A 13,485-nucleotide genomic window follows, 5' to 3' on the forward strand; every position below is an offset into this window, starting at 1 on the left:
TTAGAAATTATAGAAAACAGCTAAGAGGCGCATATAAGGTTCAGCCTTGTCGAGCGAGAACATGTCCTTATAGAACTGGCTCGACTGGTCGCTAATTTTCTTTATTTCCTCTATTTCCTTGTCGTGATTGCGGCGTGTAATCTTGATGTCATCTGAGTCAGCTTGGAAGAGAGACTCTTCGGCACTGGTGGCCCAGAGATTGAGTTTCTTTTTGTAGGCTTCCAAATTCCTTTCCATCTTCACAGCTATATCAAACTGTTTTTCCTTCATATAGAGTTCAGAGCCGAAGTCAATGGCACTCTTCAGATTCTTCTGGAGCAGTTCGATATCCTTTTCTTGAACACCCTGCAGGAATCCATCTGTAAGATGATATTGCTTAAGGAACTCAAACAGAGACACAGGTTTGTCTCTCAATGCACCTTCCTTGTCGAGGGGCACGAGAAAGAACTTGCTGATAAGGTTCTGTCCCAGTCCGTTGGCATGACTACCATAGAACAAGTAATAACTCATGCCTGCGGGTATCTGTTCGCCTTTGACTACAAATGCTTGATTCTTTGGTACCGATGCTGTGAACTTTGTAAGCAGATATTGGATTATAGGATGCAAGTCATACAAAGGCAAGAACTTACTCCAGTCGCCATTTTTGCTCTTGCGCGAATCTGCTATAGACTTGTTCAGCGTAGGCTTGTCGGCACACAGACGGAAGATGTTGTCCGAAGGGATGGCCTCACGAGGTATATCAAAGAGAACGTCAGTAAGTTCGGCATTATTCTTTACCTCTACATAAGGTACGTCCCCATCAAACCATCGCACATCACCATGATGGATAGAATCAATAGCCTCCAATTCGTTTAAGAGGTCTTTATAGAAATCCTCATCCGACTTGTAAAGCGACAATTTAGGCTCGAATATCTTTTCGGAGAGATGCTCTTTGGCTGGAGTGGCAGCAACAACATCAGGACGTTTAAATCCACCGCGTCGACGACGACGTGTGGGTTGCAAGAATTCCTCATCGCCCTTACGCAAGGCTTCTGCCACCTCATCTTCCTCTTGTTTGCTGTTGTACAACTCCATGACGCTCATGGCATCGCCAAGAACATCATGCACCTCTTGCTCTTTCTCAAGAAGCTTGTCGAGAATGCGAAAATCTGTACGCAAATCTTCTTCCTGACCATTTGCCACAAGGTAGTAGATGACAGGAGTTTGCTTCTGACCATAGCGGTCGATACGGCCATTACGTTGTTCGAGGGTGATAAGACTCCAAGGTATGTCGTAATTGAACATTGTGTGACAGAAGTAATGTAGATTGACACCTTGCGAACCTGAGTCGCTGGAGATGAACACGCGAATCTTACTGTCCTCCTTGGCGAAATCGTTAACCATTTCTTCCTGCTCAGTATCAGAGAGAGAACCGTCGAAACGCTTCACCTGATTATCACTCAGACGAAATTCTTTCTTGATGCTCGCTTCAAGGAATTTCATTGTGGCTATTCGCTCTGTAAAAATTACGATACGCTCTTTAGGATTCTTCTTCCATATTTCCTTCAGTTTTTCACGGAAAGCCACATAGCGAGTGTCAATACCCGACGAGATATTGGCGTTAACCAAATCAAGAAGTTCTTTTACCTCGACACTGTCATCCTTCTTGCTACGCTCGTCCAACGATGCTTTTGCAGCATAAGGAGATGAGAGATAGCTCTTGAAAAGCGACAATGCATAGAGAGGATCACTACCGTCTGCCTTGTTTACAGATTGGAAACGGGTGTGCTGCACCTTAAGGAACTTCTCTTCCTCAGGATGCAGATGAACTGGTATGCTTATAACCTTTCGGTTCTGGAATTGACCACGGATTCTTTCGTCCTCGATATCCTTCTTGAAACGGCGTACATAATAGGGCTTAACATCCTCTTGTGTGTACTCGCCATTACGAGGAATGGAGATGGGGTCGAGCATTCGCATAAGGTTGGCAAACGACTCGGCATTGCCATTATGAGGTGTGGCTGATGTGAGAATCAGCGAATCGCACTTCTGCGCAAGGAACTGTGCAAGGTCGCCACGCAGACTGGTGTCGTTGGCAACCTTGTGACACTCATCAATCACAATGATATCCCAATGCGTCTTCTCCAGCCATGCACGGAAACGACCGTTGTTTTTCAACGTGTCAATGGAGATGATGGTCTTGTCGTAATAGTCGAAGGGATTTTTATTAAGAGGTATTTCGTTCTGTATCTTGGCTACACCAACACTGTCAAGACGAACAAGGGGTATGGCAAAGCGGTTCCAGATTTCTTCCTGGAACTGGGCAAGGATGCTTTTAAGGGCGCAGACAAGAATACGCTTTCCTCTGCCGCGACGAATCATCTCGCTGAGAAAGATGCCGACTTCAATAGTCTTGCCAAGACCTACACCATCTGCTATCAAGAGGCGAGGGCGAGGCAATTCAAGAGCTTTCAGCGTAGGCTCCATCTGATATTCAGCAATGTCAAACGCGCCACCCTGCGCTATGGTAATCTTCTGCGAGAAGAATGCATTGTTACGGATGGCTGTCTCGACAAGAAGTCTTGTCTTACGCCAACGTGGATCCTTATCTGCCACCAACTGAGTGTTGATAGGGCTGACAATCTCCATATTCTTGTCGGTGCTTGTATCGAAAACAAAGTGATGATTCTTCACAAGTTCACTGATACCCGTGCAATGCAACAGATAGTTGCCATTCACATCGGGCTCAATGTTTGTGATGAGAAAGTCCTCACCTCTGACCGTTATTCTTTGACCAGCAGCATAATTTGCCATAACTGTATTTTTATTTTCGTTTGCAACACATCGTTCCGTAGTGCCGACAGGAATCTTATCTATATCACCCGACTCAAAGAGGCGGCGTGCATTGTCCGACGGCTTTTCGTCAATTTCCTTTGTTGTCATAATTGCTTTAGATTATTGTTTAGGCGATATATTAAGAAGTTTCTCTGCTTCTATCTCAATCCGGCTTTTCTTCGTCTGCACAATGAGAGAGCGGACATCCACATCAAGTGCCTCTGCCACTTGAAAAAGTGTTTCGAGGCTTGGTTGCGAACTGTTGGTACACCACTTGCTCACGGTGGCTGGGTCTTTACCCAATTGGTCTGCCAACCACTTGGCTGTCCTTTTGTTTTCAACCAATACTATCTTAATGCGATTGATGTCTTTCTTTGCCATATCCTTTCATGTGTTTCTTGGTTTACAAAGGTAAAAATTATCTTGGATAATTAAGAAAGATAATGGAAATAATTATCCAAGTTATTGCGTTTTACACCAATTTCTCTATAAAGAAGGACTAAATAAAGTTTCCGCCATCACAATTCTGCTATTTTCTGCTCGTTTCTCACTGATTATAGCTACCTTTGCTTCATCAGAGCTACCGCAAAATAGCACAAAGAAGAAACGTGGTACGAGGGGATACACGCAACAGCTGATTATCAAGGAATTGAACATTCCGAGGAAGTTTGGCTAAATGTTGAAATTTCGTTCGTACCGATTAAAGTGCAATGCGCTTGATTATCAAGGATGTGAAGATAGTGCGTGGGAAAGTAACCTTTCTGCATCAATAGTATAACTACAATAGATTATTAACAGTTATGAAATCGATACGAATATTTTTACTAAAAGGGAGAGAGAGCATGATTGACCATGTAAAGAGTATTCAGACACTGGGATGTGCTTACTGGAAAAAGGCTCGTAACAAAAATCTACAAGTTGGAGATATATGTTATCTTTACCTCATAGGTAAAGGTCATTATCAAATACGCTTTCGTCTTGAAGTGGTTGACATTAGTTGTATTCGTGAAGACAGTTCTTGTTGGATTACTCCATTTAAGGCAGATAACGATTGTTATAAACTCATTCCAACAGCAGCAATGTATATGGGAGATGCTTTATCATTAGACACTCTTGAAGAAATAGGTATCAATCGTCACTCACAATTCAAAGAACTTAATGAATATCAGGAAGATTATTTAAGGAAATATTTTGAGTGATTTCATGCGAATAGCATCTAACATAACATTATATGAACGTATTTGAAGAATACCTAAATAGCGAAGATTTGGAAAAGCGTGAACGAGCCAAATTGTGGAGAACATCTATAGGATTACAAGACGTTGACAATCTGCGCGTGTCTAACTTCCTTATCGAAACTGCCCGTAAGCATATCGAAGGAGAAATTTCAATGGACGAAGTAGGCCGTTCGATCGATGAATACTATAAAAAGAAGTAACATCAACTATCGAATTGCATTGTTAAAAAACAATGCAATTAGTCTATAAAAAAGATGAATCATAACGGCATATTCTCACTATCTTTTCCCGAAGCCAAGACAATTATTGTCTCCGGTGACATTCATGGAGACTTTAATCAGTTGGTGTCCAAGCTCTGTATCCAATATCAGCTTACGGACTCTTTGCTAATTGTTGCCGGGGATTGTGGCTTTGGCTTCGAAAAGAAAGAGTATTATGAGCAGATGGTTAGACGGACTCCGAAACTCAGAAGCACATGGTGGTCCACCAGGCTCTCAATGGAGAAATCGCTTACTGGCTAAGACTCGATAAGTTCTTCTTCGGGAAAGTTGCAACGGACGGCAAAACTTTCAATTGCTTCACAAAAACAGACAATAATAATTATGGAAACATTCAATGACGTAATAAATAGCGGTCAACTCGTTTTGGTCGATTTCTTTGCCACATGGTGCCAACCTTGTAAGATGATGCACCCCATTTTGGAACAGGTGAAGAGTGTATTGAAAAGCCGCATTCGAATTATCAAGGTGGATGTAGATAAACATGGCGCAACTGCAAGCCTATACCGCATTCAATCGGTGCCCACGCTGATACTCTTCCACAACGGAGAGGTCTTGTGGCGCACAAGCGGTGTGGTTGATAAAGCCGAACTGCTGGCAACGCTTGATCCATTCTTGACATAAAATGCTATTACAATAAAGGAGTAACAACAAAGGATGAGTATGAAACAGATAGAAACACTCGTTTTTGATTATGGTGGTGTCATCGTGAATATTGATGATGCTTCTGTTGTGAAAGCCATGGAGAGCCTGGGCGTTACGATGTTCAAGCGACTAATCCATTTCCGTAAGATCAAGCGACTGATATACCAATATATTAATGGTCTGGTGGCGGAAACTGTAACTTTGAAAGAGATGCTGAGTCTTTGCCGCAAAGGGACCTCAACCGAGGATATAGAGGAAATCCTCAAAGAATTATGTGGCAATCTGCCTGTGGAAAGACTGGAAGCATTGGTCAAACTTCGGAAGCGATACAAGGTCTATCTGCTCAGCAACATCAACAACACGCTTTGGCAGAAATCAGTCAGCCTGATGAAGCAGTTGGGATATTCCACAGACGAGTTGTTTGATGATGTTTTCCTCTCATACGCCATGCGGAAAGAGAAGCCTTCCGTCGAAATCTATGAAGAGATGACGCAGCTGACAGGATTGAATCCTGCCACTACCCTCTATTTCGACGACCGTGCAGAGAATGCCAAAGCTGGTAGGAACTTCGGTTTCCAAAGCGTACTGGTAAAGACCAATCATTTGGAAGAACATCAAGAATGGCAAGATATTAACAAGAATATAAAAGAATAATCTTTGCGCATAACTTTGGTGGCTCTTTGGAGGTTTCGAGGCTGCCATCGTTTTTTTTCACGGGCAGTCTTGCTCTTGCATGTACCATCACCGACATTCCCTTTGCGATATAGGCATTCAAGATTGGTCTGATCCGCCTATGGCCTTTGGGTTCTACGATAAGTAAAGCGAATAGTCCAACAGGTCGCATTCGTATTCCGTTGATTTTACTCTGGCTGATATTCGGAGGCCTGTGAGCTTGCCTCACGCATCTGTCTTTCGGCTTTCTTTTATATATCACGATCATCGGAAATCCCTGGAGAAAACAACATTTCAAGATGGCTGGACTTTCGCTCGCACCATTCGGCAAAGTAGTGGAATTGAGATCTTAAAGAAATAAGAAAAAACAATTGAAGGGTATGACATTACACAGTTGCCTCGTCTATTATCTTCTTGCCATCAATGCAGTAACATTCATCGTCTACGGCATTGACAAATACAAAGCTAAGAAAGCCAAGTGGCGCATTTCGGAAGCCACACTTTTGTTGTTGGCTGTACTTGGAGGAAGCGTTGGAGCATGGATGGGAATGAAAGTCTGGCACCACAAGACGATGCACAAGAAATTCAAATATGGCATTCCTGCCATTCTGCTTATACAGATTGCGCTAATGGCGTATTTACACATGAATCTTTGAAAACAAATAGTTTGAAAGAAATATGGCAATGACTATTGATACAACGATTCTCTGTTCTCTTCTTCAAAAGAAGTTGTTTGAACCTGAGGGAATATATTACCCTATCTGGCAAGCCATGCAGAATGATGAGGAGTTGACAGCCGTGGTTCGCTCGCGACAACTTCATATCTATCGCGACGGCAAGAAAATTCTCATTCTCGCTGGCAAGGCTCAGCCGAAGATTATCAGAGAGGATAAACTGAATGAATTGATTAACAAAACAATATAAATGATTAAGAAAGAAGAAGTTATATCTTTTGTATGGCAACATATTCTGCTGCTCGTTTCGCTCTATGTAATGACTTTCGGAGTCGCAGCATGTGTGCGAAGTCAGTTAGGTTCAAGTGTTATTTCCACCATTCCTTACGTGATGGCTTCGGCAGGAACTATTCTTGACTACATTCCCCGATGGACTATCGGTGGCTACACTATCATGATGAACGCCATCTTCGTGGTGCTGCAGATTCTGATTCTGAGAAGAAACTTCGAGTGGGTGCAACTCTTCCAGCTCGTCATCGGCTTTTTCTTCGGAATGCTCATAGACCTCAACGTGGTGCTTACGGAGTGGATGGTTTCAGAAAATATTCTGGTCAATGCCCTTGTGCAGATAGCCGGTTGCACCATCCTTGGTTTCGGAATCGCCATGGAGGTGAAGTGCGGCTCAGTAACCATGCCTGGCGAGGGCATTTCCATCGCCATTCACAAGGTTACCGGCTGGCCATTCCCTAAAGCCAAGATTCGGGTGGACATCACGCTCGTGGTCTTAGCCGTCTTGTTCTGTTTCCTACTTCTCGGTTCATGGAAATGGGAGATTGTGGGCATCGGAACGCTCTTCGCCATGGTCTATGTAGGAGTTACGGTTCGCCTATTCAATAAACATCTTGCGTGGTTCGACCGCCTGCTCCACTATCGCCCAGGCTGCCGCAGATATGTTTACGGACTGGCTCGATACATAAGAAGACAGATATAACATCAAGATTATTTAAGTTCAACGGATAAAGTTAGACTTTTTTTACGTCGGATTTGAAATCCACCGTTAAAATATAAAGAACGAAACATATCTGATTACTATGATGAATGGGATTTATTGGAAAGGCATTAAGCAACGGATAGGCAGGTTCTTTGAGAAGGTGCACGAATGTATTCTTATCTTTACCGACTGGCTGGGGTAAGCGCACATAGTAGATAGACTGCGTAAATAGACTGCAAAACATTGAAATAATTGATGGAAACAGAAAGAATTTTACTTCGCCATTGGCAGGAATCGGATGCCGAGGCGCTCTTCAAGTACGCCTCAGACCATGATGTAGGACCTCGTGCAGGATGGCCAGTACATAAATCTGTAGAAGAAAGTCGGGAGATAATCCAGACATTTTTCCATAATGACACGACATGGGCGATTGTGTTGAAAGAGACTGGCGAGGCTATCGGCTGCATCGGCTACTACACCCATGAAACCAGCAACATCCCTATCGGAGAGAACGACTGTGAGGTGGGCTATTGGGTAGGAAAGCCTTATTGGAACAAAGGAATCTGCACCGAAGCCTTGAAATTGATGATTGACTACTGCATACAAGTGAAGCATTTCGAAAACATATGGGCAGACCATTTCATCGGCAATCCTGCATCGGGAAAAGTCCTGGAGAAATGCGGTTTCGCAGACACCGGAATGCTGAACCAATGCAGCCAGCTCGTGGGTGGTGACAAGAATATGGTAAAAGTATTTAAGTACAAAGGAGAAAAATAAATGAATACGGATTTCCCGAAAATATATTCGGCCACAGGCATGATGGAGCTGATTCAGAAGATCGGTTTCCTCCCTCTCCTTGATAGTGGCATTGAAGGTTTCTCTGCCGAGTACATCGTAGATGAAGACTGTCGATATGTGACATTTCCTGAAGGCGGTTGGGATTGGCCGCTATGGAAATGGAAGGGCGAAATTGTGCAGGAAATGCCGTGTATGTATGGAAAATTCTTTAACAAGAAAGCAGGATTCATCAGCCAGGAATGGTGGCCCGACTTCTGCAACTACAGAAGAAGCAAATTTCCTCGTCCAGATGAAGATTCAATAGAAGGAACCATTCTCAGCACGCTTCAATCTACTGGCAGTCTCATCACAAGAGAACTTCGGGCAGCCTGTGGTTTCACAGGTAAGGGAATGAGAAGCAAGTTTGACGGTTATCTCACCCGATTGGAAATGGCGACTTACATCGTGACCGAGGATTTCATTTATCCTCGCGACAAGCACAATCATGAATATGGCTGGGGGTGGTCGCTGCTCAATACACCCGAAGATCTCTATGGCAGGGAGGCTTTCCAATGCAATCGCACTCCCCAAGAGTCTTATAAGAGAATTTTCGAGCATCTGAAAGAGATTCTGTCTGATGCTTCGGATAAACAGATTATTAAATTAATTGGATAAAAAAATCAAATTAATTAGGATAAAAATGAGAAAGAAATCAAGAGCAATGGATAGTGAGTGGGCTTTGGAAGTAATGCACAAGGCTCCGTATATAACGGTCAGTTTTATTGACGAAGACGGCAAGCCTTATGGTTTACCCCTGTCACTCGCATCAGATGATGATGTGAATTGGTATTTTCATGGTGCCTTGGAAGGCAAGAAGCTGGAGGCAATCAAGGCTCACCCCGAGGTTTGCCTTTCAGCCGTAACCCGTTGTGCGCCTACGGTTGGTCCAAAAGACGGCAGTTTCACCCTGCAATTCAAATCAGCCATCGCATTCGGTAAGGCTGAAATAGTGACAGATGAAGCAGAAAAGATTCATGGTCTCCAACTAATCTGTGAGCGCTTCCTTCCTCAACACATGGATGCTTTCGACCAGAGCATCGCCCGTTCCCTATCGCGCACGGTTGTAGTTCGCATCACACTTACTGAGCCACCAACCGGCAAGCGCAAGCAGTATGATAAAGAAGGCGTGGAAATGAAATATGGAAGAATGGAATAAAGAGGCAATTGCTCCTTCTACGTTGCATTATAAAACTAAGAATTTATGACTTTACTTCAAGAAAGACTGTTCGCCATGCAGGATAAACAGTATGCTGCTTTCCAGTCCAAACTGACACCGGGAGTGCCTGTGGAGAGTTTCATAGGCATTCGTGTACCTGTGCTTCGCAAGTTTGCAAAAGAGTTTACAAAGGAGGCAGAATGTGAAGATTTCCTGCATCAGTTTCCTCACGAATACTACGATGAGAACATGCTTCACGGTCTCCTCATTTCCGAGGTGAAGGACTACAAGGAATGCATTCGACTTACAGACAAATTCCTGCCATTCGTGGACAACTGGGCAGTTTGCGACATCATGTCTCCGAAGGTGTTTGCCAAGCACAAGAAGGAACTATTGGCGAAGATCAAGACTTGGAGTAAATCATCACACGTTTATACCTGTCGTTTTGGAATAGAGACACTTATGTCTCATTATCTGGATAAAGACTTCAAGGCAGAATATCTTGAAATTCCTGCATCAGTAAGGAGCGAAGAGTATTACGTGAATATGATGGTAGCCTGGTTCTTCGCCACGGCTCTTGCCAAGCAATGGGACGCAACGATTCCTTACATCGAACAAAACCGCCTTGCTCCCTGGACGCACAACAAGACCATCCAGAAAGCCATCGAGAGCTACAGAATCACGCCCGAACAGAAGGAATATCTGCAGACCTTGAAGTTTTTCGTTAAGCCAAATGAGCGGAGTCAAGTTTACTTGAACTCTGCCATGGCAAGAAAACGTGTCACGAAGTAAAAGATAAAATAATTATGACACAAGACACTTCTATATATTACGTTTGGATAGGTGGCTCATGTGATTATGCCCATAAAGAACGAGCTGGTAGTGCTGCCGTTGTGATAGAACTGATAAAACAGCAAGAGCAGAGTCAAAAATGTTTGAACTCTGCCGAACCGCGACAGAAGAAGACTAAAGATCAACATCACGGCAACATCATCAGTCGTGATGTAATAAGCGACCTGCACACCACGGAGTTCCGCATGATGCTAACCCTTATGATCAAGGTAATGCAGGAAATCCCGGAAGGTTCCAACATTCTCTTCCTAACCAATGCTGCCTATATTCGGAATTTTGACAAGTCCCCAACATCAGAATCTGCTAATCCTGATTTGATTGTTCAATGCATCGAGAAAAAGGAAAGACACAACTCTGTCGAAGTCAAGATTGTGCAATATCACAAGAGTCCATTGCTGATCGAGACCCATAATATGGCCACCGAAGCAATGGCCAAGACAAGGAAAGAGTTTCATCAAACGCAAGAACAAAAAAACTAATTTAAAGCAACTAACGCCATGTAAAGCACTTTGATGCATACCAACATTTTTTTGTCATACATCAAATTGCTTTACATGGCGTTCTTCTTTCTTTTTTATTGCTGTCCGGTTAACCCATTCTGATATTATCGCTCACGGATCGCACCGATTGCACGGATTTTTTGGCTTATGCAACGTGCTTTAGCACCACGGAGATGACGGATTTTACGGATTTTGTGAGCATTGCATGCTCACTTCGCTATTAGCTCGTTGCTGCGACCAGGTACCTTACTACATAATCAGTGCTAACGTAATTCGCCACGGGTACGTTACGGGCCAATAGCGAGGTGAGCATGCAATGCTCACAAAATCCGTAAAATCCGTCATCTCCGTGGTGCTAAAGCACATTGCATAAGCCAAAAAATCCGTGCAATCGGTGCGATCCGTGAGCGATAATATCAGAATGGGGTAACCGGACAGCAATAAATTTATAAAAGCCATAGGACGAGAAAGTGGCACTTGGGACCTTTTACCATACTACAACAACTTACACACCGAGTATCTTACATCTTACACTAACACGCTGCAACTCATTGACAATCAACACTTTACTTAGTGTAAGATGTTACAAATGCCACTTACACGCAACCTACACGCCCCACACGCTGCCACACGGCACTAGCACGGGAGAATGACATCACGGCATAGGGGGGCAGAAAAGTCTGTTGCTCCGACTGATTTTTCTGCGTCCTTGTGCCGTATTATCTACTGCATACGTCCATGTTGACTGCGAGGTTGCGGGGTAAGGTGTGTAAGATGTATGCAGGGGCGTGTATGATACTTTGAACTTATCTTACACTCTTGAAACCTCTGTATATCAACTTATTACGTACAAAAAGTGTAAGATGGCAGTAAAAGCACACACATTCTTTTACAAGAGGGGGGACGGCGAGGACGCAATTATTTGTGTACAAATTGTACACTTTTTTTGTTGGGTGCAATGCCTTGGTGTTACCTTTGCAGCACTTTACTTTTATATCAAACCAAATTGTATTGACTACCATGAAACAAATGCTTAACAGAATGTTGCGCTATGCCGATGCCATTGTGAAACGTGGCGTTGACAAACTGATAGACGCCATTGCGCATAGCGCGGAACCACAAAGTAAAAACACTATAACGCCCCAGCGAAAAAAACGCATGGGCAACGACACCGACTGCGCACCGCAAACAGCTGGCAGCACCACGAACTGCGGTCTGACCGAACAAGCCATCAGTCTTATGGACGAACTGTACGACATTCGATACAATGTGCTTGACCGCACGCCCGAAGTGCAACGGCGCGACCAGGCGGACAAGGGGTTTGTGCCCGTGAGCAAACTGGTGCGCAACACGATGGTGATTGACTTGCACAAACGGGGCTGCATGGTATGGAACAATGATGTGGACCGCATTGTGGAGTCGGCCTACATGCCGCAGTATCACCCCTTCAGCGCTTATTTGCAGTCACTGCCCCAGTGGGACGGCACCGACCGCGTGGGTCCACTGGCCGAACGGGTGAGCACCGATGCGCTGTGGTGCCTGGTGTTCGGGCGCTGGCTGCGCTGCATGGTGGCTGGTTGGGTGCAGGCCACAACGGGCGACGCAAGCACCTGTGGCAATGCCATGATACCGCTGTTGGTGAGCGAGGAACAGGGTGTGCGCAAAAGTACGTTTTGCCGCATGTTGCTGCCTCCCGAACTGCGCAATTACTACACCGACAAGTTTGAACTGGCCGGCGACGAGCGTCTTGAACTGGCGCTGTCGCGCTTTGCGCTTGTCAATCTTGACGAGTTTGACCGCTACAACAAGTTGCACAACGCCAAACTTAAAAATTTGGTACAACTTGGCACCATGCAGGCGCGCCGCCCTTATGCTGCCGGGTTCAGTAAAATGGCCCGTGTGGCCTCGTTTATAGGTACCAGTAACAGGTTCGACCTCTTGACCGACCCTACGGGCAGCCGCCGTTTTTACTGTCAGGAGGTGAAGCGCGTCATAGACTGTGACACGCCGCTCGACTATGCACAACTTTATGCACAGTTGCTACACGAGGTGAAAAACGGCGAGATTACGTACTTCACGCATACTGAGGAGGAGCAGATACAACAGCACAATCGTTTATATTACCAGGCGTCGCCCCTGCGCGAGTGTTTTGCAAGGTTGTTTGAGTTTGCGCCCGTTGGCAGCGGGCGAGAGGTGTCGGATATAGAGGGTGAATGGTTGACGGCCACTGCCATTTTGCTCGAAATAAAGCGTGCCATGCGCGGTATGGGACAGAAGTTCACGGCCGTGGCATTAGGGCGTGAACTGGTGCAGCTGCAAGTGCCTCGGCGGCGCAGCAGCAAAGCTACATTGTACTATGTAAGGCGCAAGCATGACGAGGGGTGCTGAACATTCAGTACGCGCCATTAAACGGTGCATATTGAGAAATATTGCTGTCTGGTTAACCCATTCTGATATTATCGCTCACGGATAGCACCGATTGCACGGATTTTTTTGCTCGTGCAACGTGCTTTAGCACCACGGAGACGACGGATTTTACGGATTTTGTGAGCATTGCATGCTCACTTCGCTATTAGCTCGTTGCTGCGACCAGGTACCTTACTACATAATCTGTGCTAACGTATTTCGCCAAGGGTACGTTACGAGCTAATAGCGAAGTGAGCATGCAATGCTCACAAAATCCGTAAAATCCGTCATCTCCGTGGTGCTAAAGCACATTGCATAAGCCAAAAAATCCGTGCAATCGGTGCTATCCGTGAGCGATAATATCAGAATGGGTTAACCGGGCATCAATAATTGAAAATCAGTGAGTTGCACCATTTGATTGG

Annotated in this window: 17 protein-coding genes and 1 pseudogene; 16 read left to right on the top strand and 2 right to left on the bottom strand. The window is 44.8% G+C overall.

The features are described 5' to 3' along the window. Both BQ5453_RS12040 and BQ5453_RS12045 read right to left on the bottom strand, forming a co-directional pair. Window positions 1–2,922, bottom strand: a complete 2,922-nt coding sequence (locus BQ5453_RS12040) for a helicase-related protein (protein ID WP_235860087.1) — start codon at window positions 2,920–2,922, stop codon at window positions 1–3. 12 nt (window positions 2,923–2,934) lie between these two features. Beyond that, entirely contained in the window at window positions 2,935–3,195 is a 261-nt protein-coding gene (locus tag BQ5453_RS12045) for a helix-turn-helix transcriptional regulator (RefSeq protein ID WP_071123379.1), read from the bottom strand. 419 nt (window positions 3,196–3,614) lie between these two features. Here BQ5453_RS12045 and BQ5453_RS12050 point away from each other — a divergent pair, with 419 nt between their 5' ends. From BQ5453_RS12050 to BQ5453_RS12115, 16 genes and pseudogenes are all read left to right on the top strand, one after another. Next, the gene (locus BQ5453_RS12050; RefSeq protein ID WP_071123380.1) at window positions 3,615–4,013 is read left to right on the top strand and encodes a hypothetical protein; all 399 of its coding nucleotides are present in this window, start codon (window positions 3,615–3,617) and stop codon (window positions 4,011–4,013) included. A gap of 32 nt (window positions 4,014–4,045) precedes the next feature. Then, complete coding sequence (locus tag BQ5453_RS12055) at window positions 4,046–4,252, top strand: antitoxin VbhA family protein (RefSeq protein ID WP_071123381.1); 207 nt, start codon at window positions 4,046–4,048, stop codon at window positions 4,250–4,252. Between the two features lie 54 nt (window positions 4,253–4,306). Continuing rightward, a pseudogene (locus BQ5453_RS14615) lies at window positions 4,307–4,516 on the top strand (metallophosphoesterase); the annotation flags it as partial. Window positions 4,517–4,527: 11 nt separating this feature from the next. Beyond that, window positions 4,528–4,671, top strand: coding sequence for a DUF1653 domain-containing protein (locus BQ5453_RS13865; RefSeq protein ID WP_083361232.1), 144 nt, complete (start codon window positions 4,528–4,530; stop codon window positions 4,669–4,671). Next, complete coding sequence (gene trxA, locus BQ5453_RS12065; protein ID WP_071123382.1) at window positions 4,655–4,954, top strand: thioredoxin; 300 nt, start codon at window positions 4,655–4,657, stop codon at window positions 4,952–4,954. The genes BQ5453_RS13865 and trxA overlap by 17 nt, the downstream gene beginning before the upstream one ends. A 33-nt stretch (window positions 4,955–4,987) precedes the next feature. Further along, complete coding sequence (locus BQ5453_RS12070) at window positions 4,988–5,629, top strand: HAD-IA family hydrolase (RefSeq protein WP_071123383.1); 642 nt, start codon at window positions 4,988–4,990, stop codon at window positions 5,627–5,629. A gap of 284 nt (window positions 5,630–5,913) precedes the next feature. Next, window positions 5,914–6,000, top strand: coding sequence for a YccF domain-containing protein (locus BQ5453_RS14620; protein ID WP_235860114.1), 87 nt, complete (start codon window positions 5,914–5,916; stop codon window positions 5,998–6,000). A 27-nt stretch (window positions 6,001–6,027) separates the two neighbouring features. Then, on the top strand, window positions 6,028–6,303 hold the full coding sequence (locus BQ5453_RS12075; RefSeq protein WP_083361233.1) for a DUF1294 domain-containing protein: 276 nt from the start codon (window positions 6,028–6,030) through the stop codon (window positions 6,301–6,303). A gap of 28 nt (window positions 6,304–6,331) precedes the next feature. Next, window positions 6,332–6,571: a hypothetical protein gene (locus tag BQ5453_RS12080; RefSeq protein ID WP_071123652.1), complete on the top strand. Its 240-nt coding sequence runs from the start codon at window positions 6,332–6,334 to the stop codon at window positions 6,569–6,571. Next, window positions 6,572–7,312, top strand: coding sequence for a YczE/YyaS/YitT family protein (locus BQ5453_RS12085; protein ID WP_071123385.1), 741 nt, complete (start codon window positions 6,572–6,574; stop codon window positions 7,310–7,312). 255 nt (window positions 7,313–7,567) lie between these two features. Continuing rightward, entirely contained in the window at window positions 7,568–8,089 is a 522-nt protein-coding gene (locus tag BQ5453_RS12090; RefSeq protein ID WP_071123386.1) for a GNAT family N-acetyltransferase, read from the top strand. Window positions 8,090–8,128: 39 nt separating this feature from the next. Then, on the top strand, window positions 8,129–8,764 hold the full coding sequence (locus BQ5453_RS12095; protein WP_235860089.1) for an AlkZ-related protein: 636 nt from the start codon (window positions 8,129–8,131) through the stop codon (window positions 8,762–8,764). Window positions 8,765–8,789: 25 nt separating this feature from the next. Further along, window positions 8,790–9,305, top strand: coding sequence for a pyridoxamine 5'-phosphate oxidase family protein (locus BQ5453_RS12100; protein ID WP_071123653.1), 516 nt, complete (start codon window positions 8,790–8,792; stop codon window positions 9,303–9,305). Between the two features lie 45 nt (window positions 9,306–9,350). Then, window positions 9,351–10,097: a DNA alkylation repair protein gene (locus BQ5453_RS12105; RefSeq protein ID WP_235860090.1), complete on the top strand. Its 747-nt coding sequence runs from the start codon at window positions 9,351–9,353 to the stop codon at window positions 10,095–10,097. A gap of 14 nt (window positions 10,098–10,111) precedes the next feature. Then, window positions 10,112–10,636 (top strand): ribonuclease H, encoded by a 525-nt coding sequence (locus tag BQ5453_RS12110; RefSeq protein WP_071123388.1) that lies wholly within the window; start codon window positions 10,112–10,114, stop codon window positions 10,634–10,636. 1,041 nt (window positions 10,637–11,677) lie between these two features. Further along, window positions 11,678–13,045: a VapE domain-containing protein gene (locus BQ5453_RS12115; protein ID WP_143033404.1), complete on the top strand. Its 1,368-nt coding sequence runs from the start codon at window positions 11,678–11,680 to the stop codon at window positions 13,043–13,045. The last annotated feature ends 440 nt before the right edge of the window (window positions 13,046–13,485 follow it).

The sequence above is a fragment of the Prevotellamassilia timonensis genome (assembly GCF_900106785.1).
Taxonomy (GTDB): domain Bacteria; phylum Bacteroidota; class Bacteroidia; order Bacteroidales; family Bacteroidaceae; genus Alloprevotella; species Alloprevotella timonensis.

Coding starts and splice junctions, on each gene's coding strand:
- BQ5453_RS12110 (WP_071123388.1), top strand. CDS start 10,112: ATGACACAAGACACTTCTATATATTACGTTTGGATAGGTGGCTCATGT.
- BQ5453_RS12095 (WP_235860089.1), top strand. CDS start 8,129: ATGATGGAGCTGATTCAGAAGATCGGTTTCCTCCCTCTCCTTGATAGT.
- BQ5453_RS12085 (WP_071123385.1), top strand. CDS start 6,572: ATGATTAAGAAAGAAGAAGTTATATCTTTTGTATGGCAACATATTCTG.
- trxA (WP_071123382.1), top strand. CDS start 4,655: ATGGAAACATTCAATGACGTAATAAATAGCGGTCAACTCGTTTTGGTC.
- BQ5453_RS12075 (WP_083361233.1), top strand. CDS start 6,028: ATGACATTACACAGTTGCCTCGTCTATTATCTTCTTGCCATCAATGCA.
- BQ5453_RS12050 (WP_071123380.1), top strand. CDS start 3,615: ATGAAATCGATACGAATATTTTTACTAAAAGGGAGAGAGAGCATGATT.
- BQ5453_RS12115 (WP_143033404.1), top strand. CDS start 11,678: ATGAAACAAATGCTTAACAGAATGTTGCGCTATGCCGATGCCATTGTG.
- BQ5453_RS12080 (WP_071123652.1), top strand. CDS start 6,332: ATGACTATTGATACAACGATTCTCTGTTCTCTTCTTCAAAAGAAGTTG.
- BQ5453_RS12090 (WP_071123386.1), top strand. CDS start 7,568: ATGGAAACAGAAAGAATTTTACTTCGCCATTGGCAGGAATCGGATGCC.
- BQ5453_RS12100 (WP_071123653.1), top strand. CDS start 8,790: ATGAGAAAGAAATCAAGAGCAATGGATAGTGAGTGGGCTTTGGAAGTA.
- BQ5453_RS12040 (WP_235860087.1), bottom strand. CDS start 2,922: ATGACAACAAAGGAAATTGACGAAAAGCCGTCGGACAATGCACGCCGC.
- BQ5453_RS12070 (WP_071123383.1), top strand. CDS start 4,988: ATGAGTATGAAACAGATAGAAACACTCGTTTTTGATTATGGTGGTGTC.
- BQ5453_RS12105 (WP_235860090.1), top strand. CDS start 9,351: ATGACTTTACTTCAAGAAAGACTGTTCGCCATGCAGGATAAACAGTAT.
- BQ5453_RS12045 (WP_071123379.1), bottom strand. CDS start 3,195: ATGGCAAAGAAAGACATCAATCGCATTAAGATAGTATTGGTTGAAAAC.
- BQ5453_RS12055 (WP_071123381.1), top strand. CDS start 4,046: ATGAACGTATTTGAAGAATACCTAAATAGCGAAGATTTGGAAAAGCGT.
- BQ5453_RS13865 (WP_083361232.1), top strand. CDS start 4,528: ATGGTGGTCCACCAGGCTCTCAATGGAGAAATCGCTTACTGGCTAAGA.